The organism is Mesorhizobium sp. M0909 (genome assembly GCF_040319515.1).
Lineage (GTDB): Bacteria > Pseudomonadota > Alphaproteobacteria > Rhizobiales > Rhizobiaceae > Mesorhizobium.
In genome coordinates, this window is record NZ_JAMYOA010000025.1 from 42,477 (window position 1) to 65,650 (window position 23,174).

At 62.2% G+C, this 23,174-nt stretch carries 21 protein-coding genes and 1 pseudogene; 18 read left to right on the forward strand and 4 right to left on the reverse strand.

The features are described from left to right. Nucleotides 1-9: 9 nt before the first annotated feature. Entirely contained in the window at nt 10-582 is a 573-nt protein-coding gene (locus NKH83_RS27695) for a GNAT family N-acetyltransferase (protein ID WP_352808216.1), read from the reverse strand. Next, nucleotides 579-1,466: a phosphoserine phosphatase SerB gene (gene serB / locus NKH83_RS27700; RefSeq protein WP_352808217.1), complete on the reverse strand. Its 888-nt coding sequence runs from the start codon at nt 1,464-1,466 to the stop codon at nt 579-581. The genes NKH83_RS27695 and serB overlap by 4 nt, the downstream gene beginning before the upstream one ends. Here serB and miaA point away from each other — a divergent pair. The 3 genes from miaA (at nt 1,456) to NKH83_RS27715 (ending at nt 3,857) form a co-directional block, all read left to right on the forward strand. Further along, nucleotides 1,456-2,424 (forward strand): tRNA (adenosine(37)-N6)-dimethylallyltransferase MiaA, encoded by a 969-nt coding sequence (miaA, locus tag NKH83_RS27705; RefSeq protein ID WP_352808233.1) that lies wholly within the window; start codon nt 1,456-1,458, stop codon nt 2,422-2,424. The two genes, serB and miaA, sit on opposite strands and share 11 nt — an antisense overlap. Nucleotides 2,425-2,528: 104 nt before the next feature. Continuing rightward, nucleotides 2,529-3,323 carry a GGDEF domain-containing protein gene (locus NKH83_RS27710; RefSeq protein WP_352808218.1) on the forward strand — a complete coding sequence of 265 codons (795 nt, stop codon included), beginning with the start codon at nt 2,529-2,531 and terminating at the stop codon, nt 3,321-3,323. Between the two features lie 147 nt (nt 3,324-3,470). Further along, nucleotides 3,471-3,857, forward strand: a complete 387-nt coding sequence (locus NKH83_RS27715) for an ester cyclase (RefSeq protein ID WP_352808219.1) — start codon at nt 3,471-3,473, stop codon at nt 3,855-3,857. Between the two features lie 36 nt (nt 3,858-3,893). Here the strand turns inward: NKH83_RS27715 and NKH83_RS27720 are convergent, their stop codons facing one another. Continuing rightward, on the reverse strand, nt 3,894-5,720 hold the full coding sequence (locus NKH83_RS27720) for an ATP-binding protein (RefSeq protein WP_352808220.1): 1,827 nt from the start codon (nt 5,718-5,720) through the stop codon (nt 3,894-3,896). A gap of 152 nt (nt 5,721-5,872) precedes the next feature. Between NKH83_RS27720 and NKH83_RS27725 the strand changes: the two genes are divergently transcribed. The 12 genes and pseudogenes from NKH83_RS27725 (at nt 5,873) to NKH83_RS27780 (ending at nt 18,143) form a co-directional block, all read left to right on the forward strand. After that, nucleotides 5,873-6,439 (forward strand): helix-turn-helix domain-containing protein, encoded by a 567-nt coding sequence (locus NKH83_RS27725; RefSeq protein ID WP_352808221.1) that lies wholly within the window; start codon nt 5,873-5,875, stop codon nt 6,437-6,439. Between the two features lies 1 nt (nt 6,440). Beyond that, nucleotides 6,441-6,752, forward strand: coding sequence for a hypothetical protein (locus NKH83_RS27730; RefSeq protein ID WP_254818924.1), 312 nt, complete (start codon nt 6,441-6,443; stop codon nt 6,750-6,752). A 22-nt stretch (nt 6,753-6,774) separates the two neighbouring features. Then, nucleotides 6,775-7,299 carry a GNAT family N-acetyltransferase gene (locus tag NKH83_RS27735; RefSeq protein WP_352808222.1) on the forward strand — a complete coding sequence of 175 codons (525 nt, stop codon included), beginning with the start codon at nt 6,775-6,777 and terminating at the stop codon, nt 7,297-7,299. Between the two features lie 291 nt (nt 7,300-7,590). After that, nucleotides 7,591-9,342 carry an acetolactate synthase 3 large subunit gene (locus NKH83_RS27740; protein ID WP_352808223.1) on the forward strand — a complete coding sequence of 584 codons (1,752 nt, stop codon included), beginning with the start codon at nt 7,591-7,593 and terminating at the stop codon, nt 9,340-9,342. A gap of 65 nt (nt 9,343-9,407) precedes the next feature. Then, a complete protein-coding gene (gene ilvN / locus NKH83_RS27745; protein WP_023676680.1) occupies nt 9,408-9,980 on the forward strand; it encodes an acetolactate synthase small subunit in 573 nt (190 codons plus the stop codon). Nucleotides 9,981-10,041: 61 nt separating this feature from the next. Then, a pseudogene (locus tag NKH83_RS27750) lies at nt 10,042-10,637 on the forward strand (LysE family translocator). A 168-nt stretch (nt 10,638-10,805) separates the two neighbouring features. Further along, nucleotides 10,806-12,050: an efflux RND transporter periplasmic adaptor subunit gene (locus tag NKH83_RS27755; protein WP_352808224.1), complete on the forward strand. Its 1,245-nt coding sequence runs from the start codon at nt 10,806-10,808 to the stop codon at nt 12,048-12,050. Then, nucleotides 12,047-15,205, forward strand: a complete 3,159-nt coding sequence (locus NKH83_RS27760; protein ID WP_352808225.1) for an efflux RND transporter permease subunit — start codon at nt 12,047-12,049, stop codon at nt 15,203-15,205. The genes NKH83_RS27755 and NKH83_RS27760 overlap by 4 nt, the downstream gene beginning before the upstream one ends. A 56-nt stretch (nt 15,206-15,261) precedes the next feature. Next, a complete protein-coding gene (gene nthA / locus NKH83_RS27765; protein ID WP_352808226.1) occupies nt 15,262-15,867 on the forward strand; it encodes a nitrile hydratase subunit alpha in 606 nt (201 codons plus the stop codon). Continuing rightward, nucleotides 15,864-16,523 carry a nitrile hydratase subunit beta gene (gene nthB, locus NKH83_RS27770; protein ID WP_352808227.1) on the forward strand — a complete coding sequence of 220 codons (660 nt, stop codon included), beginning with the start codon at nt 15,864-15,866 and terminating at the stop codon, nt 16,521-16,523. Before nthA ends, nthB begins: the two co-directional genes overlap by 4 nt. A 19-nt stretch (nt 16,524-16,542) precedes the next feature. Beyond that, a complete protein-coding gene (locus tag NKH83_RS27775) occupies nt 16,543-16,875 on the forward strand; it encodes a nitrile hydratase accessory protein (protein ID WP_352808234.1) in 333 nt (110 codons plus the stop codon). A gap of 140 nt (nt 16,876-17,015) precedes the next feature. Beyond that, on the forward strand, nt 17,016-18,143 hold the full coding sequence (locus NKH83_RS27780) for an ATP-dependent DNA helicase (RefSeq protein WP_023720791.1): 1,128 nt from the start codon (nt 17,016-17,018) through the stop codon (nt 18,141-18,143). 6 nt (nt 18,144-18,149) lie between these two features. Here the strand turns inward: NKH83_RS27780 and NKH83_RS27785 are convergent, their stop codons facing one another. Beyond that, the gene (locus tag NKH83_RS27785) at nt 18,150-18,554 is read right to left on the reverse strand and encodes a SpoIIAA family protein (RefSeq protein ID WP_352808228.1); all 405 of its coding nucleotides are present in this window, start codon (nt 18,552-18,554) and stop codon (nt 18,150-18,152) included. Nucleotides 18,555-18,669: 115 nt separating this feature from the next. Between NKH83_RS27785 and NKH83_RS27790 the strand changes: the two genes are divergently transcribed. From NKH83_RS27790 to NKH83_RS27800, 3 genes are all read left to right on the forward strand, one after another. Then, nucleotides 18,670-19,410 (forward strand): pyridoxine 5'-phosphate synthase, encoded by a 741-nt coding sequence (locus NKH83_RS27790; RefSeq protein WP_352808229.1) that lies wholly within the window; start codon nt 18,670-18,672, stop codon nt 19,408-19,410. Nucleotides 19,411-19,506: 96 nt separating this feature from the next. Continuing rightward, nucleotides 19,507-21,420, forward strand: coding sequence for a potassium transporter Kup (locus NKH83_RS27795; RefSeq protein ID WP_352505658.1), 1,914 nt, complete (start codon nt 19,507-19,509; stop codon nt 21,418-21,420). A gap of 157 nt (nt 21,421-21,577) precedes the next feature. Continuing rightward, a partial coding sequence (locus tag NKH83_RS27800) for a potassium transporter Kup (protein ID WP_352475307.1) occupies nt 21,578-23,174 on the forward strand: 1,597 nt, incomplete at its 3' end.

A 23,174-nucleotide genomic window follows, 5' to 3' on the forward strand; every position in this document is an offset into this window, starting at 1 on the left:
AAAGGGCGGCTAGCGGGCCGCTCTTTTTCTTGCCTGCCAGTCGGTGCGTGACAGCCTGTAGAAGACATGTCGCCTGAGTGCGGTGTGGTTGTCCGGAACACCTGGATGGTCGAAGTCGGAGGCGGGGTCGGGGATCATGCCCAGGCGCTCCATGACGGCAGTGGACCGGCTGTTATCCTTGACTGCGAAGGACACGATTTCGTCGAGGCCAAGTCTTTCAAAGCCATAGGTGAGCCAGGCTTCGGCTGCTTCGGTGACATAGAAGCGGCCCCAGAATTCGGGTGCCAGCCGCCAGCCGATCTCGATCGTGCCGGGCGGCAGGAAGGGCAAATGATCGGTTCGGGTTATGCCGACGAAGCCGATGCATTCACCCGTGGCTGCGATCTCAGCGGCCGCGAAGCCGAAGCCGTCGCGATCGATAGCCGCGCGCAACTCCTCCATCTTGGCGTCAGCCTGGGCGCGGTCGCAGCGAAACGGAAAGAATTCCATGACCAACTCGTCGGAATTGATGCGATGGAAGAGCTCGCGGTCACGATCTTCCCAGTTGCGCAGGATCAGGCGCTCGGTGCGGATCGGCGTCATTCGACAAATTCCTCCCGGCGATAACCCTGCAGATAAAGCAAGGCGGTGAGGTCGCCGTGGTCGATGCGGATCTTTGCCTCGGATGCCACGGCCGGCTTGGCATGCAAGGCGACGCCGATGCCGGCAAGACGGATCATGTCGAGATCGTTGGCGCCATCGCCGACGGCAATGGCATCGGCAGGTGTCAGGCCGAGGCGGGCGGAAATCTCGAGAAGGGCCTCGGCCTTGGCGGCGCGGCCGAGGATCGGTTCGGCGACCAAGCCGGTGAAGCGGCGATCCTGCTCGATCAGACGGTTGGCGCGATTTTCGTGAAAGCCGAGCAATGCTGCGATGCGGGTGGTGAAGATGTCGAAACCACCGGAGATCAGCGCCGTCCAGGCGCCGCTGGCCGCCATCGTCTGGACGAGCGTGCGGCCGCCGGAGGCAAGCGTCAGGCGATTGTCGATGATGCGGTCGATGATTGCGGCATCGAGACCCTTGAGCAGGGCCACGCGCTCGCGCAAGGCCGGCTCGAATGCGATCTCGCCGTTCATCGATCGCGCGGTGATGGCGGCGACACGATCCTTGACGCCGATCTCGTCGGCAAGCTCGTCGATGCATTCCTGGTCGATCATCGTCGAATCCATGTCGGCGATCAGGATCTTCTTGCGCCTGTTCTCAGCCGGCTGGACGGCCACGTCGATCGGTTCGGAAGCAAGCGCGGCATGCAGGCGCGCCGTTATTTCGGAAGCGTCGGCGGTCTCCGGCAAGTCGACCTCGCAGGCGATGCTTTCGGCCAGCCAGCGAACAGCGCTTGCGCCGACCGACCGCGAGGCCATATTCGCTAGCGTCGGCGTCAATGCGCGGCCGGCGGGATGGGATAGAAGCGTGGCGATCAGCGGCATCGAAAATTCCAGCGGACGGGCGGGCGAAGGCCGCGTGAAGAACGCGATCCTGATAGCCGGGCCGACCGCCAGCGGCAAGTCGGCGCTCGCACTCGACCTCGCCGAGCGCAATGGCGGTGTCATCGTCAACACCGATTCCATGCAAGGCTATTCGGTGCTCGACGTGCTGACGGCGCGGCCTGGTCCTGCCGAACTCGCCCGCGTCCGTCACTTTCTTTATGGACACGTCGATCCGTCCACTGCCTATTCCACCGGCGCCTGGTTGCGTGATGTCACGAAGCTGATCGACGACGGCATGCTCTCGGAGCGGCCAGTGATTTTCGTCGGCGGTACCGGGCTTTATTTCCGGGCGCTCACGGAAGGTATCTCGGAGATGCCCGACATTCCGAAGTCGATCCGCGATCGCTGGCGCTACGAACTCCAGGAACAGGGCGCAGTGAGATTGCACCGCATCCTGTTGCGCGAGGATTCTGCGGCCGGCATGATGCTGAGGCCGACGGATGGCCAACGCATCGTGCGGGCGCTGGAGGTGCTCGACGCATCGGGCCGTTCCATCCTGGACTGGCAGGCCGCGCGTGGCCGGCCGTTGATCGACAGGAGTAGCGCGCGCTTTTTCGTCATCGAGCCGGAGCGAGCGGCGCTGGTGGAGCGGATCGATGCCCGCTTCGACAGCATGCTGGACAAGGGGGCACTGGACGAAGTGAAGCAGCTTTCGGCGCTCGGCCTCGATCCCGACCTGCCGGCGATGAAGGCGATCGGTGTTCGCGAGCTCCAGGCCGCGCTGGCCGGCGCCATCAGTTTTCCCGAGGCCATCGAGCGCGCGAAGATCGCGACGCGGCAATATGCCAAACGGCAGACGACCTGGTTCAGGCACCAATTGGGCCCGGAATGGCAGAGATTGCGTCCGGGTGAGGGGATCGACTCGATGCCCTCACCCCCTCCTTCGAGCGCAACCTGAAAACTCGACACCGAGGGGCCATTTCGCGTTGAAGTTGTCCAGGTTAACTGTCCGTAAGTTCCCGCATGCCATAAGATCGATAGGAACTTTCCAACGGGGAGCAGATGCGTTTCCACAAGGCGGAATCAGCCTTTTTTGTCTTTATTTTTGTGATCCTGGCCGCCGGCCTGGTGACGCTTTACGCCTATGGGCTCCTGCAAACCCTGGCCGCCGACGTTAGCAATACGCCTTCGGAACTCGATGAAATCATCTATCTCAACAAGCTGCTGTTTGCGACCGGCGTGCTGCTGGCGACTGCGCTGTTCTTCGGCATTTTCTTCATCTACCCGCTGATCCGAAAGCAGGCGACGGAAGAAGGCAAGCTGCGTGCCATGACCGTTTCGCTCAGCGCGCGTTCAGAGACGCTGGAGCATGCGGCGCTCACCGACAGCCTCACCGGCATGCAGAACCGGCGCTACTTCGACGATGCGCTGAAGGAATATCTCGAAGAGTTCCGCCGCATCGAGAAACCAGTCGGGCTGATGATCCTCGACCTCGACCATTTCAAGCAGGTCAACGACAGCCACGGCCACGATGTCGGCGACGAGGTGTTGCGGGCGGTCGCAAACTGTCTCAAGGACATGACACGCTATCACGACGTGGTGGCGCGCCTCGGCGGCGAGGAGTTCGCGGTGGTCACGCCCAATATGGATGCCGAGCTGCTATCCAAATTCGCCGAGCGCATCCGCAAGGCGATCGCCAACATGTCGGTGCTGACAGGCAATGTCCGACTGAAAATCACCACCAGCGTCGGGCTTGCTGTCTGGGATCGCAAGGAAACCGCCGAGGAGTTCTATCGCCGCGCCGATCGCCAGCTCTATGAGGCGAAGAGGCAAGGGCGCAACCGCGTCTGCGCCTGAAATTCCGTCGTCAAATTCGTGATGTGGAAATTCGTGATGCTGGCCGTCTGGTATCGTTTTCTGCGTTTCCGGTGCACGCAGACCGACGTCACCCGGTCAAGCTGAGATGCTGCCTTTGTGGGGCTTGCCGGAAATAGAGGTGTTGCCATGACTAAATCCGACCTCTCAGATCGTTATCGGGGCTATATTGCATGTCTAAACAAGCAGGATTGGCCAAACCTGGGGCGGTTTGTCGATGATGAAGTGATCCACAACGGTCGCAAACTCGGATTGTCCGGCTATCTCGAAATGTTGGTGAGAGACTTCGACGAAATTCCGGACCTTTACTTCGACATTCAGCTATTGGTTGCCGATCCGCCTTATGTAGCGAGCCGGCTAAGCTTCGACTGCGTGCCAAGGGGAACGTTCCTTGGGCTCGATGTGAGCGGGAAAAGAATTTCGTTTGCCGAGAACGTATTCTATGAGTTTCAGAGAGGGAAAATTGGCCAGGTGTGGTCAGTTATAGACAAGACAGCCATCGAAGCTCAGCTGTGATATCTGCGAGCGCTGCCTAAAAGTCGCTCGGCTCAATCATTCTGGCGGACGCAGCCCGAAGGTCGCCGGCTTGAGGCCGTATCGCAAGTCGAAATCGTCGTTCCGCTGGGTGCGTGCGGCCGACGGCTTGCGATAGTCCGAATCGCCGGCCTGCCGGCCCGGATCGACGACTTCCGCGAAAGGCATTGCCTGCTGTGATTTCGGCATGTTGCGCAGCCGTTCGACGATCGCCACTAGGTCGACCTCGTCGCCGGTTTCGGACGGCAAGGCATTCTCGCGTTTGGCGTTGCCTGGGATCAAATCCTCGGAGAGTTTTTCGAACTTCATCCGCATCGTCGTCGCCACGCCCTCTCCGAAGGCGATGGCCTCGCGCTGGCCCATGGAAGACAGGAACGCCAGCGTCGAGGCCGAGGAGTCCGCGATTGCCGAGCGGATGATCGCCTGGTCCTGCTCGTTGGCGAGCCGCATGGCAAAGAACGTCGAGCACTGCGACAGGATGGTCGGGTCGAGTTCGCCCGGGCGCTGGGTGACGACGCCGAGATAACAGCCATATTTGCGGCCTTCCTTGGCGATGCGCGACAGCGCGTGCCGCGTAGGCGCGAAACCGAGGCGCGGATCGGCCGGCATATAGCGATGCGCTTCCTCGCACAGGAAGAGCAGCCGCAAGCGGCCTTCGCTCCACAATGCCAGGTCGAAGGCCAGCCGCGCCAGCACCGAGCAAACGGAATTGACCACCTCGGACGGCATGCCGGCCATTTCGAAGCAGGTCACCGGGCGGCCGTGATGCGGCACGCGGAAAATGTTGCCGATCGTCTCGTGGATGGTGTCCTCGATCAGGCGCGAGTTGAACATGAAACGGTAGCGCGGATCGGATGCCGCCGATTCGATACGTGCCTTCAGTGACCTGAGGGTCGGGCGATCGTTCTTGCTTTCCAGCAATCCCATGCGCTCGTCGACCAGCTTGATGAGGTCGGCAATGCGATAGGGCACCGGCGCGTCGGCGGTCAGCGCGTCGGTGCTGCGCCGTAGGTAGTTGCCGGAGTTCGGATTGCGGTAGAGGTTCTTGGCCGCGGGGATGAGATCGCGCAAGGCGTCGACCTCTTCCGGGACCGTCTCGCGGCCGCGAAACAGCACCTCGGCAAATTCCTCGAGCTTGAACATCCAGAAGGGCAGGTCGAGCGTCGTGGAATCGACCCTGACGCAATGTTCGGGCAACGATGCGGCGAACTCGTTGTGTGGATCGAGGATGAGCACGCGCAGATCGGGCCGGGCGGCGATCGACTTGCGCAAGAGCAGCGACACGGCGGTCGATTTGCCGACTCCAGTGGTGCCGACAATGGCGAAATGGCGCGCCAGCGTATCATCGATGGCGATATTGGCGTCGATGGCCTCGTCCTGCGACAGCGTACCGATGGTGATCGAATGACGACCGGCGAGATCGTAGACGGCCTGCAGGTCGCGGCTGCGGATACGATGGGCAATGGCACCGATATGCGGGTAGGTTGTGATACCACGGTCGAAGATCGGCTTCGCGCCGGGTTCGGCACCGTCGCGCACCTCGCCGATCAATTCGATGCTGACCTCGATCGGATTCTGGCCCTCGCTGCTCCAGGCACGATCCGACTTGCCGATTTCATAGACAAGGCCGACGGTTCGTGATGTGCCGAGATTGATCGAGATCATCTTGCCGACGCTCCACAGGCCGGTGACCGTGCCTTCGATGTCGTCGGCATAGGCGCTGATGGTGGCGCGCGCGCCGTCGCATTGCACGACATTGCCCAGAATGCGCTTGTCGTTCTGCTCCGCCCTGCGGCGCTCCAGCAAAGTCGGTTCCCCAATGGAGGCTTCGCGTTCAACGAGCATGGACAGGCCGGTCCCCTTTTCCCAAGCGATGAGCCTAGGCGAACGGGGTTAAGGTGGGATGAGGCCGGATGGTTTAGCGGGCATTAAGGAGTTTGCGAAAACTGGACGAAACGGTCGTTGCCTCGCAGAAAAATTTTCGATATATTGTATTAATGGATGGTATAGCGAACGATATATCCTCGACTATCGGCAGAAGGATACACACTGAAAGGGTGGCTCGCAGCTGGTCCCTGGCTGAATTGGCGGAGCGGTCCGATGTCTCGAAAGCGATGCTGAGCACGATAGAGCGCGGCATGACCAGCCCGACGGCGGCACTCCTCGTGCGCATCGCGGCCGCCTTCGGCATGACGCTGTCCACATTGATCGCAAGGGCGGAATTGCAGGGCGGTGGCCTGCTTCGCGAAGGTGACCAGCCGCTGTGGCGCGATCCGGCTACGGGTTATGTGCGGCGGCATCTTTCGCCGGTCTCCGACATGCCGCTCGAACTGATCCGGATCCAGTTGCCGGCCGGCGCCAAGGTAAGTTTCCCGGCGGCATCCTATGCCTTCATCAGGCAACAGATATGGCTGATCACCGGGCGGCTGGAATTCACCGAGGGCGACATCGTTCACAGGCTCGAACCCGGCGACTGCCTGGCGCTCGGCGCGCCATCAGATTGCGTCTTCCACGCTCCGGGGCCGGACGCCGCCGACTATCTGGTTGCGTTGGCCAGGCGCTGAGGTGAAGGCACGCCGTCCGAAACGCTCCGACAATGGTGGACCGCCGCTCGACGACTATGACGGTCCGCCCTGGGGCAAGGGCGATCCCTATGTCTTTCTTGCCTGGCGGACCGCCCATGCCCAGGCATGGAAAGCGCCGAGCCGCGAGATCATGCTGATGCGGCTGGACAAGGCCGAGCGGCTGGGCCTGACCTATGAGGAATACACGCTCGAACTGCTGGAACGCGGGCGACATCTGCAAGAGGAAGACGCCGATCGCATCGCGGAAATCCGCCGGGCCAGGAAGCGGAAGCGGACCAGTCATTTCGACTGACGGGCGGCGAAGGGGAAACCACATGAGTTCGATCGAAATCAGGCCACTCAGCAATATTGACGGAACGCAAAAAATGCTGGCGGATCTGCTGATCGGGACAGTCGCTGCCGGCGGCTCGGTCAGCTTCATGCATCCGCTGGCGCCGGAGATGGCCGCGGCCTTCTGGAACAAGTCGCTTGATGCGGCCGCCAGAGGCGAAAGGGCGGTGCTTGGGGCCTGGAACGGCGAGGCTCTGGTCGGCACAGTCACCTTGCTGCTCGACTGCCCTCCCAACCAGCCGCACCGGGCCGAGATCGCCAAGCTGATGACCCGCCTCGATTGCCGCGGCAAGGGCATAGCAACCCGCCTGATGGAGGCGGCGGAAGCCGTTGCCGTGGAGAAAGGCCGCACGTTGTTGGTCCTTGACACGGCAAAAGAGGAGGGGGCTTCCGGCCTCTATGAAAAGCTCGGCTTCACGCTGGCCGGCGAAATACCGGATTATGCGCTGAAGCCGCATGGCGGGCTCACAGCCACCCTTATCTACTGGAAACGCATTGGTTCAGCCTGATCCGACCCGTGCACATTCGCCGTTGACAGCGGCGTCAAACCAATTCTATTGTCCGCCACCATGAAAAAGGCACTCATTCTCGTAGGAAAGCGCGTGGGCGAGGCGGTGTAACCGCCGGGCGATGACCTCCCATGCGCAAGACACAGGCTCCCTCGGGGGCCTTTTTTATTGCCCGAAACACGACTAAACGACGAGCAATCGCCAGATGGCGAACAGTACGGGACCAGACCGATGAGCAGTGGACAGAATGAGCGGCGCGACATGCCAAGAACTGAAATGCCAAGAACTGAAATGACTGGCGCCGAAATGGTGGTGCAGGCGCTGAAGGACAATGGCGTCAAGCATGTTTTCGGCTATCCGGGCGGCGCGGTTCTGCCAATCTACGATGAAATCTTCCAGCAGGACGAGGTCGAGCACATCCTCGTCCGCCACGAGCAGGGAGCGGGCCATGCGGCGGAAGGCTATGCGCGCTCGACCGGCAAGGCCGGCGTCATGCTGGTGACCTCGGGGCCGGGCGCCACCAACGCGGTGACGCCATTGCAGGACGCGCTGATGGACTCGATCCCGCTGGTCTGCCTGACCGGCCAGGTGCCGACTTCGCTGATCGGCTCGGATGCGTTCCAGGAGTGCGACACGGTCGGCATCACGCGACCCTGCACCAAGCACAACTGGCTGGTGAAGGACGTCAACGAGCTCGCGGCAACGATCCACGAGGCCTTCCATGTGGCAACGACGGGGCGCCCCGGTCCGGTCGTCGTCGACATTCCGAAGGACGTTCAGTTCGCCAAGGGTATCTATGTCCCGCCGCAGACGGCGCCGCGCACCAGCTACCAGCCGAAGGTCCAGGGCGACCTGGAAAAGATCAAGGCGGCGGTCGAGCTGATGGCCGGCGCCAGGAAGCCGATCATCTATTCGGGCGGCGGCGTCATCAATTCCGGCCCGGAGGCGAGCCATCTGCTGCGCGAGCTGGTCGACCTGACCGGCTTTCCCATCACCTCGACGCTGATGGGCCTCGGCGCCTATCCGGCGTCGGGCAAGAACTGGATGGGCATGCTCGGCATGCACGGCACGTATGAGGCGAACATGGCGATGCACGATTGCGACGTCATGCTCTGCATCGGCGCGCGCTTCGACGACCGCATCACCGGGCGGCTGACGGCGTTTTCGCCGAATTCGAAGAAGATCCACATCGACATCGACCCGTCGTCAATCAACAAGAACGTCCACACCGACGTGCCGATCATCGGCGATGTCGGGCGCGTGCTGGAGGATCTGGTGCGGCTGTGGCGGGCAACCGTCAAGGCCGACAAGAAAGCGCTTCACCCGTGGTGGGAGCAGATTGCCAAATGGCGCGCCCGCGATTCGCTCGCCTACAAGATGAACCACGAGGTGATCATGCCGCAATATGCCGTCCAGCGGCTCTATGCGCTGACCAAGGACCTCGACACCTACATCACCACCGAGGTCGGCCAGCACCAGATGTGGGCGGCGCAGCACTATCATTTCGAGAAACCGAACCGCTGGATGACCTCCGGCGGACTGGGCACGATGGGCTACGGCCTGCCGGCGGCACTCGGTGTGCAGATCGCGCACCCGGATGCGCTGGTCATTGATATCGCCGGCGACGCTTCGGTGCAGATGACGATGCAGGAGATGAGCGCGGCGGTGCAGCACGAGGCGCCGATCAAGATTTTCATCCTCAACAACCAGTATATGGGCATGGTGCGGCAATGGCAGCAGCTGCTGCACGGCAACCGGCTGTCGCACTCCTACACCGAGGCGATGCCGGATTTCGTCAAGCTCGCCGAAGCCTATGGCGGCCACGGCATTCGCTGCGACAAGCCGGACGAGCTCGATGACGCCATCAAGGAGATGATCGCGGTCAAGAAGCCCGTCCTCTTCGACTGTCGCGTGGCGACGCTCGCCAACTGCTTCCCGATGATTCCGTCCGGCAAGGCGCATAACGAGATGCTGTTGCCTGACGAGGCGACCGACGAAGCTGTGGCCAACGCGATCGACGCCAAGGGCAGGGAACTGGTGTAGGCTGTTCGAGGAAGCTGTGCGGAAACAGCAGATTAGCGCAAAAGTTTTAAATCGAGATTCATGTCATGAACGCACAGTTGCAACCGACCGGCTCGGCCTATTTCATCGCCAAGGAGACGGAAAAACCAGAGAACCACACGCTTTCGGTCCTGGTCGACAATGAGCCGGGCGTGCTTGCCCGGGTCATCGGCCTGTTTTCCGGACGTGGCTACAACATCGAGAGCCTGACGGTCTCGGAAACCGAGCACGAAAAGCACCTGTCGCGCATCACCATCGTGACGCGCGGCACGCCGCACGTGCTGGAGCAGATCAAGCACCAGCTCGAGCGCATCGTGCCGGTGCACCGCGTCGTCGATCTCACCGTGCGGTCGCAGGAATTCGGACAGGAGCGGCCACTGGAGCGGGAACTCGCGCTGGTCAAGGTCGCCGGCACCGGCGAAGCCCGCGTCGAGGCGCTCCGGCTCGCCGATGCATTCCGCGCCAGCGTCATCGACGCCAACACCGAGCATTTCATCTTCGAGATCACCGGCAAGGGGTCCAAGCTCGATCAGTTCATCGCCATCATGAAACCGCTCGGCCTAGTCGAGATCTGCCGTACCGGGGTGGCGGCGATGAACCGCGGCCCGCAAGGGATGTAGTCATCCAGCTTGGCTCTATCTCGTCGCTTTGCCATCGATCGGCATTGACTAGGGAAACGGCATGACATTCGACGCATTTTTCGCCTTGCTGGTTTATGCCTTCGTGACCTCGGTCACGCCGGGTCCGAACAATTTCATGCTTCTGGCCTCGGGTGTGAATTTCGGCTTGGTCAAGACCGTGCCACACATGCTCGGCATCGGCTTCGGCTTCCTCGTGCTGTTGCTTGCCGTAGGCTTCGGACTTGGCGCCGTGTTGACGGCCTTTCCGGTGCTGCATACCGGGTTGAAGATCGCCGGCGGCCTTTACCTGCTTTATCTCGCCTGGAAGATCGCCATGTCGCGCTCGCTCGGCGGCGAAGGCGAGGCGAAGGGCCAGCCGATGCGCTTCATCGAGGCTGCGGCTTTCCAGTGGGTCAATCCCAAGGCCTGGGTGATGGCGATTACGGCCATGGCCGTCTATACGAACCCGGAACGCCCGTTGTGTCCGTGGTGCTGATCGCGGCTGCGTTCGCCGTCGTCATGCTGCCGAGCATTTCGACCTGGGCCGGTTTCGGCATGGCGCTGCGCGGTTTTCTGGCAGATGCGGTGCGGCTCAAATGGTTCAACATCGCCATGGGCGTGATGCTGGCGGCGACGCTGTGGCCGATGCTGCGTTAGCTGCCGTTCTATTGTGCACTGCACATTAAATCTTCGTAATGACGGGTTTTGGCCCTTTTTCGCCTTCGGCATCCTCTATTATCTGGCAAAAGCGCGGCAATCGGCTGCGAGTTGAGCTAGACTACGGCCACCGGATAGCGGCGTGTCGGATCGAGAGGCCTTTTGTCGATGCGCGGAAAGATCGTATTTGCGGTGATCGCTGCAGCCTGCGTTGCCGCGGCGTGGCTCTATCTTTCGCCCACCGCAATGAGCGATCTTCAGCATCTGCTGTCGGCGAAGCAGACGGCGGCGGACAAACCCGCTGCAGCGGTAAGTGCCGCGCGTTCGACTTCGGTGGTTGCCGCCACCGCCTCGACGGCCGATTTTCCGGTCCGGCGCTATGCCATCGGCTTCGTGTCCTCTCCTGCCGTGGTCAGCATCAACGCACGGGTCTCGAGCCAGATCGTCGCAATCGCGGTCAAGGACGGACAGATGGTGAAGGCAGGCGACCTTCTGTTCTCGCTGGACGATCGTTCGTTGAAGGCGCAATTGGCACGTGATCAGGCGACGCTCGCAAAAGATCAGGCGCTGCTTGCCAGCGCCACGGCCGATCTTCAGCGGGCCAAAAATCTTGTCGCCAGGCAGGCCGGCACACAGCAGACCTACGATCAGGCTGTCGCGGCGCAGAAATCCGCAGCGGCCACCGTCGACGCCGACAAGGCAACGATCGATGCGGACCAAATCCAGCTTGGCTTCGCCACGATCAGGGCGCCGATCTCCGGCAGGCTTGGCGCGGTCAGCGTCACCGTCGGTGATCTCGTCACCACCAGCAACGGCAGCAGCACGTCGACCCCGCTGGTGACGATCACGCAGGTCGACCCGTTGCAGGTGAATTTCAATCTCCCCGAAAGCGATCTTGCGTTACTGCACAAAGCGCTGGCGGCGCCGCAGCAAGGCGCGGTGACGCTGACCAAGGATGGCGACCCGAAGCCGATCGGCAGGGGAACCCTGGATTTCGTCGATTCCTCCGTCGATACCGCGTCCGGCACGATCGCAACGCGGGCCAGCGTGCCCAACGCCGATCTTTCGCTGTGGCCGGGCCAATATGTCAATGTCGTGCTCGATGCCGGCATTATGCCGCAAATGACGTCGGTTCCGACGGTTGCCGTCCAGCCCAGCCAGAAGGGACCGTTCGTCTATGTGATCAAGCCGGACAACACCGTTGAAATGCGGCCGGTGCAGGTCGCGCTGACAGAAGGCGCCAACACCGCGATCAGCCAAGGATTGAAAAGCGGCGAGCGTGTCGTCGTCGAAGGCCAGACCAAGCTGAAGAACGGTGCGGCGGTGCGCGAAGGCAAGGCTTCGACCGGCACCGGCGACCAGGCGGCTCCGAAGGTCGCCGAGGCTGACCGGACGGGCGGAACACAGCCATGATTTCCGAATTCTGCATCCGCAGGCCCGTCGCAACGCTGCTCATGTCGTTCGCTCTGGTTCTGGGCGGGCTATTTGCTTACAAATTCCTGCCGGTAGCGGCACTGCCAAGCGCGGAATTTCCGGTGGTCAACGTCTCGGCCTCGCTGCCCGGGGCCTCGCCGGAAACCATGGCGACCTCGGTGGCAACGCCGCTGATCAAGCAGTTTGCCACCATCGCCGGCATCGATTCGATTTCGACGACCAACTCGCTCGGCTCGACCTCGATCGCCATTCAGTTCGTGCTCAACCGCGACATAGACGACGCCGCCGCCGACGTGCAGGCGGCGATCGCACGCACGCAACGACAATTGCCGCCGGAGATGACCAGCCCGCCGAGCTATCGCAAGGTCAATCCAGCCGACGCGCCGATCCTGCTGATGTCGCTGGTCAGCGACACCATTCCGCTGACCGATCTCGATGCCTTTGCCGAGAACGTGATTTCGCCATCGCTGTCGACAATCGATGGCGTTGCGCAGGTTTCGATCTACGGCCAGCAAAAATATGCCGTACGCGTCCAGATCGATCCGACGGCGCTCGCCGCTCGCGGCATCTCGATCGACCAGCTGCAGACCGCCATTGCCTCGGCAAACAGCAACACGCCGCTCGGCGTGCTCAAGAACAACAAACAGCAGCTGACGATCACTGCGAACACGCAGCTGACCAACGCGGCGGGATTCTCCAACATCATCATCGCAACCAAGAACGGCCATCCGGTGCGGCTCGGCGAGGTGACCCGCGTCATCGATTCGGTCGAGACCACGACGACGGCAAGCTGGTACGACGGCACCCGCGCCATCATCATGGCGGTGCAGCGTCAGCCGGATGCCAATACCGTCGACGTCGTCGACCGCGTCAAGGCGATGCTGCCTTCCTTCGAGGGTCAGATGCCGGCGGCGGCGAGCATCCAGTTGCTCAACGACCGCTCGACGTCGATCCGCGAGGCGGTGGATGACGTGCAGTTCACGCTGCTGCTCACCATCGCGCTGGTGGTGATGGTGATCTTCCTGTTCCTGCGCCGGGTGACGGCGACGGTGATCCCCGCCATGGCGGTGCCGATTTCGCTCATCGCCACGCTGGGTGTGATGTACCTGTTCGGCTTTTCCATCGACAACGTCTCATTGATGGGGCTGACGCTGGCGGTCGGCCTTGTCGTCGACGATGCCATCGTCATGCTGGAAAATATTTTCCGCCATATGGAGGAGGACGGGCTCTCGGCCCTCGAGGCGTCGCTCAAGGGCGCGCGCGAGATCGGCTTCACCATCATCTCGATCTCGATCTCGCTGGACGCCGTATTCATTCCGGTGCTTTTGATGGGCGGCGTGATCGGGCGCATCTTCAACGAATTCGCGGTGGTGGTGACGGTCGCCATCCTGGCGTCGATGTTCGTCTCGCTGACGCTGACACCGATGCTGTGCTCGCGGCTGTTGTCATTATCGAAAGCCGAGCAGAAAGCAGCGCATGGCGGGGACCACCGACAAAACGTCTTCATGCGGGGCTATGACAGGCTGCTGACATTCTGCCTGCGCCACAATTTCCTTGTCTTCCTTGTCTTCCTCGTGACCGCCGGGCTGTCGGTATGGCTGATCCAGATCTCGCCGAAGGGCTTTTTCCCGCAGGAGGATATCGGCCAGGTCTCGGTGACGACCATTGCGCGCCAGGATATTTCGTTTGACGCCATGGTGAAGCTGCAGGGGCAAGTGGCGGATGTCTTCACCCATTCGCCCTACGTCGCGCATGTCGGCTGGTCGGCGGGCAGTGGAAGCAATGCGCTCAACCAGGGCCAGCTGTTTGTGCAGCTGAAAGACAAGGACCGGCGACCGAACATCGACAAGGTGCTTTCGGACCTGCGGCGCCAACTTGCCAACGTGCCCGGCATCGGAACCTACATGCAGCCGGTGCAGAACCTGCGGCTCGGCGCGCGTTCTTCGGCGAGTGCCTACCAGCTTGCCGTGCAGGGCCTCGATACCCGCCTGACGAACGTCTGGGCGCAGAAGCTGACGGACGCGATGGCTGCCGACCATGCCGCCTTCACCGACGTCACCAATGACCTGCAGAACAATGCGCTTCAGGCGACGCTGGTGATCGACCGCGACAAGGCGGCGACGCTCGGCGTCGATACCGACACGCTGCGTTCCAGCCTTTATGGCGGTTTCGGCACCCAGCAGGTGTCGACCATCTTCGGCTCGGCCGACAGCTACGACGTGATCATGGAACTCGACCCGAAGATCGAGTGGTCGCCCGAGCGGATGCTGGCCATCAAGGTGAGAACGGCGAGCGGCAGCCTGGTGCCGCTCGGCGCGTTCGCCCGCGTCGATCGGACCGCTGGTGCGCTGACCGTCAACCAACTCGGCCAGCTTCCGGCTGTGACCATCTCCTACAATCTGCCGCAGGGCGTAGCCCTCGGCGACAGCGTGAGCCACATCAATGCGCTGAAGGAAAAGATCGGCATGCCGCCGACGATCTCGACCACGTTCTCGGGCACGGCGAAGACCTTCCAGGATTCGCTTTCCAACCAGGGACTGCTGATCGGCGGCGCGATCCTCACCATCTATATCGTTCTCGGCATGCTCTATGAGAGCTTCATCCATCCGCTTACCATCCTGACCGGCCTTCCCTCGGCGGTGCTTGGCGCGCTGGTGGCACTGCGGCTGGCGGGGATGGATTTGTCGGTGATCGCGGTGATCGGCATCCTGATGCTGATCGGTATCGTCAAGAAGAACGGCATCATGATGATCGACGTGGCGCTGGAACTCAGGCGCGAGGGGATGTCGCCTGTCGAATCCATCCACAAGGCCTGCCTGATGCGCTTCCGCCCGATCATGATGACCACGCTTGCCGCGCTGATGGGTACCATCCCGATCGCGCTCGGCACTGGTGCCAGTGCGGAACTGCGCCAGCCTCTCGGCGTGGCGGTGGTCGGCGGTCTCGTCGCCTCGCAGGCACTGACGCTGTTCGTCACGCCCGTCATCTACGTCTACATGGAGCATTTTTCCGGCTGGCTGGTCAGGCTGTGGGCGCGGCGCCTTGGCGAGCCGAGGCCGGTCGAAGCGGTCGACCAGCCGTCACTGTTCGACGAGGAGGAAGAACCAGTGCCGCAGAAGGCGGCAGCCGAATAGCGCTGGCCTAAGCCGTGGTGCTTGCGGCCGGGGGGCCGCGATCGTAATTTGACGCCATGCCGCACAATCACGACCACGACAACGAGCTTGATCCCTTTGCGGCGCGCGTGCGCGCATTGGAGACGATTCTCACCCGCAAAGGCCTGATCGATCCCGCGGCGATCGATGTCATTGTCGACACCTACGAGACCAAGATCGGGCCGCGCAACGGCGCAAAGGTAGTTGCGAAAGCCTGGGTTGATCCCGCCTTTGCCGCATGGCTGAAGCGTGATGCGACGGCGGCAATCGAATCGCTCGGCTACACCGGCCGGCAAGGCGAGCACATGCAGGCGGTCTTCAACACGGCCGACACGCACAACCTCGTCGTCTGCACGCTATGCTCCTGCTATCCGTGGTCGGTGCTCGGCCTGCCGCCGGTCTGGTACAAGGCGCCGCCCTATCGTTCGCGCGCAGTGATCGATCCGCGCGGCGTGCTCGAGGAATTCGGGCTGATCTTGCCGGCGACGACAACAATCCGGGTGTGGGATTCGACCGCCGAGCTGCGCTATCTGGTGGTGCCTATGCAGCCAAGGGGCACCGAGGGCTGGGAGGAGGCACGGCTCGCCGATCTGGTGACGCGCGATGCCATGATCGGCACAGCGTTGGCGCGGGAGCCGGCATGAACGGACCGCAGGACCTCGGCGGCCAGATGGGTTTCGGGCCGATCGCGCCCGAACCGGACGAACCCTATTTCCATGCCGATTGGGAAAGGCGGGCGCTGGGCGTGACGTTGTGCGCCGGCGCCATGGGCGCTTGGAGCATCGACGAGAGCCGGCACGCGCGGGAATCGCTGCATCCAGCGGATTATTATGCCTCCAGCTACTACCAGATATGGATCAAGGCGCTGGAGGTGCTGCTCAAACGCCATGGTTTCGTCGGCGACCGCGACCTGGCCACGGGCGACGCAGTCGACCCGGCAGCGACACCCAAACGGGTGCTGAAGGCTAAAGATGTTCCGGCGGTGCTGGCCAAGGGCGGGCCTTGCGACCGGACGGTCGCTACGCCGGCGCGGTTCAAGGCGGGCGACACTGTGCGTACGAAGAATTTCCATCCGACGGGCCACACCAGGCTCCCGCGCTATGCACGCGGCAAGCCAGGTGTCGTCGAGGCTGTGCGCGGCGGCTTTGTTTTTCCCGACACAAACGCGCACGGCCAGGGTGAAAACCCGCAATGGGTCTATACGGTGGCCTTCACCGGCAGCGAAATCTGGGGCGAGGGCGCCGACCCGACACTTGTCGTTTCGATCGATGCCTGGGAGGGCTACCTTGAGCCGGCGTGAGACGAGCTCAATCGCCGATATGCCGCCAGCCGGTGTCGAGGCGCCTGTGTTTGCCGAGCCGTGGCAGGCAGAGGCCTTTGCCATGACGGTAGCACTGCACGATAACGGGTTGTTTTCGTGGAGCGAATGGGCGGATGCTTTGTCGGCAGAGGTGAAGCGGCCGGGCGCCGCGCGCGACGGTCGCGATTACTACGAGCACTGGCTGGCGGCGCTGGAAAAGCTGCTGTCGGCCAAAGGCATTGCCGGCAAGAAAGACGTCGACACCATTGCCGCTGCCTGGGAACGCGCCGCGCATGCAACGCCGCACGGCAAGCCGATCCTGCTGGAGAACGATCCACAGCGGGCTGGGTAAGCTGCGGTCGCCTGGTTTGTTCTCTTTACGTTCCGGTTCGTCACTGATAATCCTGTCGCAGCGGCGCAGTTGCCGGCAGTGATATTGATGGTGATGACACTCACCTTGTCTTTCCCTCGCGAATCCGGTCTGTCGCGCTGATGGAATTCTCTCCTCAACAGGACGAGGCGCTGAAGGCAGTGGCCGGCTGGCTGAAAGCCGGCAAGCCGCAGCTGTTCCGGCTGTTCGGCTATGCCGGCACCGGCAAGACGACGCTGGCGCGCTATTTCGCCGAGCATGTCGACGGCCAGGTGCAGTTCGCCGCGTTTACCGGCAAGGCGGCGCAGGTGCTGCGTTCCAAGGGCGCGGTCAATGCCCGTACCATCCATTCGCTGATCTACCGGCCGAAAGGCGAGGAATCGGTAGCGGACGAGGTGACCGGCAAGACATCGATGTCGCCGACCTTTTCGCTTAACCGGCAAAGCCCGATCTCGCGGGCCAAGCTCGTCGTCATCGACGAATGCTCGATGGTCGACGAGCAGCTTGGCCGTGACCTGATGAGCTTCGGCACGCCGATCCTGGTGCTTGGCGATCCCGGCCAGTTGCCGCCGATCTCCGGCGGCGGCTTCTTCACCGACCACGAGCCGGACATTCTGCTCACCGAAATCCACCGCCAGGCGCGCGACAACCCGATCATCAGGCTGGCGCTCGACGTGCGCGAGGGCCGCGAGTTCATGCGCGGCGACTATGGCGCGGCGCAAGTGATCGGCAAGGAAGACGTCACCCAGGAACTGGTGCTGAAGGCGGACCAGGTGCTGGTCGGTACCAACCGCACGCGCCGCCGCTATAACCAGCGGCTGCGCGAGCTGAAGGGGTTCAACGCCGATTATCCGCAAGCCGGCGACAAGCTGGTCTGCCTGCGCAACGATCCGGCCAAGGGACTGCTCAACGGCTCGCTGTGGAAGGTGATGACCTCGTCGCGCGAGACGGTCAAGCCCGGCATCAATCTTCTGGTTTCGCCGGAGGAAGACGACCCGGATCGCGGCGTCGCCAAGATCAAGCTGCTCAAGGCGGCGTTCGAAGATCCGGACGCCGACATTCCCTGGCAGCAGAAGAAGCGTTTCGACGATTTCGACTATGGCTACGCGCTGACCGTGCACAAGGCGCAGGGGTCGCAGTGGAACGAGATCGTGCTTTTCGACGAAAGCTGGGCGTTCAAGGAAACCCGGCAGCGTTGGCTCTACACCGCTATCACGCGCGCGGCCGAACGGCTGACGATCGTCCGATAGGCCGCATCAGCGCTGGGCGATCGGGTTGGCGCCAAGCCATTCCCAGGCGGCGGCCTCGTCCTTGGCCTCGAAATGCCGAAGTTCGATAGGCAAAGAGGCAGGCAGAAAGGCTCTTGCCTCGGCTATCCAGTTCGGCTCACCGACCGCGGCGCAGCGGCCGATATGCTCCACTGCATGAGCTATGCCCTGTTCGATCGTCTCGTCCGATACGTCGGTCCAGTCGACACCCTCATGATCGATCAGGCGCACCAGCACGTCGATTTTCGGGTGCAGCGCGTAGGCCGCTTCCAGCAATCCGAACAGGTTTTCGGCGTCGGCCGCGGCGACATGGCCGACGACATCGATGGCGAGGAGGTCTTCGCGATCGGTATCGATGCGGCGGATCGCCGGCACGGCATCGAGAAAATTCAACAGGCAACTCCTTGCGCTCGATTTTCTTCGTTCACCTTGGAACACCCGAAACCCTCTGTCTGTTCCCCTTAAAGGCGGTATAGATGCGCGCCGAGATCAGCCTGGAACCGTGCAAATGCCTGCAAAGCTTTCCGTCAACCTCAACGCCATCGCCATGCTGCGCAACCGGCGGGACCTGCCGTGGCCAAGCGTGACCGGGCTCGGACGCATCGCCCTTGCCGCCGGCGCGCATGGGCTGACGGTGCACCCGCGACCCGACGAGCGGCACACCAGGCATTCCGATCTGCCGCAGATCAGGGCGCTGATCGACGACGAGTTCCCGAATGCGGAATTCAACATCGAGGGCTATCCGACCGAGGAGTTCCTGGCGCTTGTCGAAAGACATCAGCCCGAGCAGGTGACGCTGGTGCCTGACGACCCGGCGCAAGCGACTTCCGATCATGGCTGGAACTTCGCCGCCGAGGCTGCGTTCCTGACACCGGTTGTCAAGCGCCTGAAGAAGGGAGGCTTTCGCGTGTCGCTGTTTTCCGATCCTGACCCCGATGGCGTGAAAGCCGCTCGCGACACCGGCGCCGACCGGATCGAACTCTATACGGGTCCATACGGCAGCTATCATTCCGATTCGGCAAAAGCGGCGAAGGAATTGGAGAAATTGGGAAAGACGGCGGATGCCGCACTGGCCGCAGGGCTCCAGGTCAATGCCGGGCACGACCTTGTGGTGAGCAATTTGCCGGCACTGGCCAGGCGCATCCCGGCATTGGCCGAAGTGTCGATCGGGCATGGGTTGACAGCCGATGCGTTGGAGTATGGCATGGCTGGAACGGTCAGGCGGCTTCTGAAGGCTTGTGGCTGGTAGAGAGAGGCGAGCCGATAGCCCTGCGTCCCCGGCATGGCAGCGCGCCCTTTCCATCCCCGCAGCATAGAGCACGGAACGTCTATGGGAGTGTCGTCCATGGCCCTTGCCAACGCTGGTAGCGAGGCAGAACCCATCGAGCAATCCAGCCACTCCACCGTCGAGCAGCACAGCACCAAGGTGCTGATGCTGGGCGCGTTGGGCGTGGTTTACGGCGATATCGGCACCAGCCCAATTTACGCATTTCGCGAAGCACTGCACGCGTCGTCGGGACCGGTAGCGCGCAACGACGTCCTCGGCGTGCTGTCGCTTATCGTCTGGGCGCTGACGATCATCGTCACGATAAAATACGTCGCTTTCGTCCTCAGAGCCGACAACAAGGGCGAGGGCGGCACGCTGTCGCTGATGTCGCTTGCGCGTAGTGCTTATCCAAAGGGAGCCCCGTTCATTCTGGGGATCGGACTTTGCGGCGCGGCGCTTTTTTTCGGCGACGCGATAATAACGCCCGCCATCTCCGTGCTTTCGGCTGTCGAGGGCCTGGAAGTGATGGCTCCGACGCTCGAAACCTTTGTCGTTCCGATCACTCTTGTCATCCTGGCAATGCTCTTTGCCGTGCAACGGTTCGGCACCGGCAGGGTGGCGGCCGTGTTCGGGCCGGTGACGGCAGCGTGGTTCCTGGCCATCGGCGCCGCCGGGGTCTACCATCTGCTTGACGATCCGTCGGTCCTGCTGGCGGTCAATCCCTATTACGCGGTCGCTTATCTGGCCAATACGCCCACCGGCGCTTTCGTCACGGTCGGGGCGGTGTTCCTGGCGGTCACCGGGGCCGAAGCCCTCTATGTCGATCTCGGCCATTTCGGGCGCAGGCCGATCGTGCTGGCATGGTTTGCTGTCGTGTTTCCTTGTTTGCTCCTCAACTATTTCGGACAAGGCGCGTTCGTTCTTGCCAACGGCGGCAAACCCACCAATCCATTCTTCCAGATGCTGCCGGATTGGGCGCTAATGCCCATGGTTGGGCTGGCCACGGCAGCGACGGTGATCGCCAGTCAGGCGGTGATCTCCGGCGCTTTCTCACTGACCCGTCAGGCGGTGCAGCTCAATCTGCTGCCACGTATCGAGGTGCAGCATACTTCCGAGATGCAGTCCGGCCAGATCTACATGCCGCGGGTCAATCTGGTGGTCGCGCTGGGCGTGATGTTGCTGGTGGTCGGCTTTGGCAGTTCGAGTTCGCTAGCTTCCGCCTATGGCATTTCGGTGACTGGCGAAATGCTTATGACGACCATCCTGCTGTTCGTGGTGATGCGGTTCCGGTGGAAATGGCAGCTTGCACTGGCGGCCGCGCTCACACTGCTGTTCGGCACGATCGATACCGGATTTTTCCTCGCAAACGTCGTCAAGATCCTCGAAGGTGGGTGGGTGTCGATCACGGTCGCCTGCGGCATGGGGCTGATCATGTCCACATGGATCCGCGGCACCCGCTATTTGTTCGACAAGACCCGCCGGAACGAGATCCCGCTGGATTTCCTTGCCGGCAATCTGCTGAAGAAGAAGCCACATCTGGTGTCGGGCACCGCGGTGTTCCTGACCAGCGATCCGTTGAGCGCACCGACGGCACTGATGCACAGCCTCAAGCACTACAAGGTGCTGCATGAGCAGAACGTCATCCTTTCGGTTGTGACGGCGCCGCAGCCGGTCGTGCCCGACAGCGAGCGGGTGAAGATGGAGACCGTCAACGAGCTGTTCATGCGGGTGACGCTGACCTTCGGCTACATGGAGCAGCCCAACATCCCGCGTGCGCTGGCGATCTGCCGCAAGCAGGGCTGGAAGTTCGACATCATGACGACCTCCTTCTTCCTGTCGCGGCGCTCGCTCAAGGCGTCGCCCAATTCCGGCATGCCGGTCTGGCAGGACAAGCTGTTCATCGGGCTGGCGCGCTCGGCGGCCGATGCAACGGAATATTTCCAGATCCCGACCGGACGCGTCGTCGAGATCGGGACGCAGGTGGCTATTTAAAACGTGTCCGTTGCGACATTCCAGGTAGTCTGCCGATGGGACCGAGTCTGCCAAGTCGTGGAGGACTCGCAATATCGGGACGGAGCCATTACGTGACGGCACTTGATATTGCAGCGCAGCAAGCGTAGAGCACCGCGCGCTTATCGGAGTGTCGTCCATGGCCCTTACCAATGCTGGTAACGAGGCAGAACCTGTCGAACAATCCAGCCATTCTGAGGTCGAGCAGCACAGCACCAAGGTGCTGATGCTGGGCGCGCTCGGCGTGGTTTACGGCGATATCGGGACCAGCCCGATCTATGCATTCCGAGAGGCGTTGCATGCATCAGCCGGTGGCAATGTCGCCAACCGTGGCGACATCCTGGGCGTACTCTCGCTGATCATCTGGTCGCTGACGATCACCGTCACCATCAAATACATCATGTTCGTGCTCCGTGCCGACAATCGAGGCGAAGGCGGGGTGCTGTCGCTGATGGCGCTGGCGCGCAACAGTTTTCCGACGCGCTCGGCGGTGATCCTCGGCATCGGCATCGTCGGCGCGGCGCTTTTTTTCGGCGACGCGGTCATTACGCCGGCGATCTCGGTCCTATCAGCGGTCGAAGGCATGAATGTCGTCACGCCGACATTTCAGCCCTATGTGGTGCCGCTGACACTGGCCATCCTGGCGATCCTGTTTGCGGTACAGCGGTTCGGCACCGGCGGCGTAGGATTGGTGTTCGGGCCAGTCACGGCGCTATGGTTCCTGGCCATCGGCCTTTCCGGCATTAACCACATCATCGCCGATCCGGAAATCCTGCTGGCGATCAGCCCGCATTACATCGTGTCATTCCTGGTCAACTCGCCCGACGTCGCCTTCGTCACGGTTGGTGCGGTCTTCCTCGCCGTCACCGGCGCCGAGGCGCTCTATGCCGATCTCGGCCATTTCGGCCGCAAGCCGATCGTCCTCGCCTGGCTGGCAATCGTGTTCCCTTGTCTATTGCTCAACTATGTCGGGCAAGGCGCCTTCGTGCTGGCAAATGGCGGCGTTGTCGGCCATCCCTTCTTTGAGATGAACCAGGGCTGGACGCTTATTCCGATGGTCGTGCTGGCGACGGCGGCGACCGTCATCGCCAGCCAGGCGGTGATCTCCGGCGCTTTCTCGCTGACCAGGCAGGCGGTGCAGCTCAACATGCTGCCGCGTTTCGTCATCCAGCACACGTCGGAAAAACAGTCGGGCCAGATCTATCTGCCGCGCATCAACCTGATGCTGGCGCTGGTCGTGATGTTGCTGGTGGTCGGCTTCGGCGAATCCAGCCGCCTGGCCTCGGCCTACGGTATTTCGGTGACCGGCAACATGCTGGTGACGAATGTGCTGCTTTTTGTTGTGATGACGCGCATCTGGAAATGGCCGCTTGGCGTCGCGATCGCCTTGATGGCCGTGTTCGCCTTCGTCGATACCGGCTTCTTTGCTGCCAACATAGTCAAGGTGTTTGAAGGTGGCTGGGCATCGCTTGCCATCGCCGCAGTTATCGTGATGACTATGTGGACCTGGATCCGCGGTAGCCGCTATTTGTTCGACAAGACCCGCCGGAACGAGATCCCGCTCGATTTCCTCGCCGGCAATCTGCTGAAGAAGAAGCCGCATCTGGTGTCGGGCACCGCGGTGTTCCTGACCAGCGATCCGCTGAGCGCGCCGACGGCACTGATGCACAGCCTCAAGCACTACAAGGTGCTGCATGAGCAGAACGTCATCCTTTCGGTTGTGACGGCGCCGCAGC

Excerpts from the sequence above, each read along its gene's own strand:
- NKH83_RS27695 (WP_352808216.1), bottom strand. The coding sequence starts at position 582 with ATGACGCCGATCCGCACCGAGCGCCTGATCCTGCGCAACTGGGAAGAT.
- serB (WP_352808217.1), bottom strand. The coding sequence starts at position 1,466 with ATGCCGCTGATCGCCACGCTTCTATCCCATCCCGCCGGCCGCGCATTG.
- NKH83_RS27710 (WP_352808218.1), top strand. The coding sequence starts at position 2,529 with ATGCGTTTCCACAAGGCGGAATCAGCCTTTTTTGTCTTTATTTTTGTG.
- NKH83_RS27715 (WP_352808219.1), top strand. The coding sequence starts at position 3,471 with ATGACTAAATCCGACCTCTCAGATCGTTATCGGGGCTATATTGCATGT.
- NKH83_RS27720 (WP_352808220.1), bottom strand. The coding sequence starts at position 5,720 with ATGCTCGTTGAACGCGAAGCCTCCATTGGGGAACCGACTTTGCTGGAG.
- NKH83_RS27725 (WP_352808221.1), top strand. The coding sequence starts at position 5,873 with ATGGATGGTATAGCGAACGATATATCCTCGACTATCGGCAGAAGGATA.
- NKH83_RS27735 (WP_352808222.1), top strand. The coding sequence starts at position 6,775 with ATGAGTTCGATCGAAATCAGGCCACTCAGCAATATTGACGGAACGCAA.
- NKH83_RS27740 (WP_352808223.1), top strand. The coding sequence starts at position 7,591 with ATGACTGGCGCCGAAATGGTGGTGCAGGCGCTGAAGGACAATGGCGTC.
- ilvN (WP_023676680.1), top strand. The coding sequence starts at position 9,408 with ATGAACGCACAGTTGCAACCGACCGGCTCGGCCTATTTCATCGCCAAG.
- NKH83_RS27755 (WP_352808224.1), top strand. The coding sequence starts at position 10,806 with ATGCGCGGAAAGATCGTATTTGCGGTGATCGCTGCAGCCTGCGTTGCC.
- NKH83_RS27760 (WP_352808225.1), top strand. The coding sequence starts at position 12,047 with ATGATTTCCGAATTCTGCATCCGCAGGCCCGTCGCAACGCTGCTCATG.
- nthA (WP_352808226.1), top strand. The coding sequence starts at position 15,262 with ATGCCGCACAATCACGACCACGACAACGAGCTTGATCCCTTTGCGGCG.
- nthB (WP_352808227.1), top strand. The coding sequence starts at position 15,864 with ATGAACGGACCGCAGGACCTCGGCGGCCAGATGGGTTTCGGGCCGATC.
- NKH83_RS27775 (WP_352808234.1), top strand. The coding sequence starts at position 16,543 with ATGCCGCCAGCCGGTGTCGAGGCGCCTGTGTTTGCCGAGCCGTGGCAG.
- NKH83_RS27780 (WP_023720791.1), top strand. The coding sequence starts at position 17,016 with ATGGAATTCTCTCCTCAACAGGACGAGGCGCTGAAGGCAGTGGCCGGC.
- NKH83_RS27790 (WP_352808229.1), top strand. The coding sequence starts at position 18,670 with ATGCCTGCAAAGCTTTCCGTCAACCTCAACGCCATCGCCATGCTGCGC.
- NKH83_RS27795 (WP_352505658.1), top strand. The coding sequence starts at position 19,507 with ATGGCCCTTGCCAACGCTGGTAGCGAGGCAGAACCCATCGAGCAATCC.